The sequence below is a fragment of the Klebsiella sp. K47 genome (assembly GCF_051858335.1).
Classification (GTDB): Bacteria; Pseudomonadota; Gammaproteobacteria; order Enterobacterales; family Enterobacteriaceae; genus Klebsiella; species Klebsiella pneumoniae.
In genome coordinates, this window is sequence record NZ_JBPYUI010000379.1 from 1 (window position 1) to 227 (window position 227).

A 227-nucleotide genomic window follows, 5' to 3' on the forward strand; every position below is an offset into this window, starting at 1 on the left:
ATCATAGAAAGCCCCCCAACTGCCGTCGCCGATACCGATGGCATAGAACAACGCGGACTCTGCCGCGCTCATGCCCAGGCCGCCGAAGTCGCCGGGCGTTTCGGGGTTCCACACATCAATTGCCGGCAACCTGACCAGGTCCCGAAACGACATTGCCTGATAGCGTTCAACAATGGCGGCCCACAGGTCTTCCCACTGCTCGTCGCCGTAGGCTTGCGCCACGGTTT

Annotated in this window: 1 protein-coding gene; it reads right to left on the reverse strand. The window is 61.2% G+C overall.

What is annotated here, in order from left to right; all coding sequences use genetic code 11:
* Nucleotides 1-227 (reverse strand): hypothetical protein (locus RRF55_RS28460; RefSeq protein WP_439419364.1); only part of this gene is annotated, 227 nt, incomplete at both ends.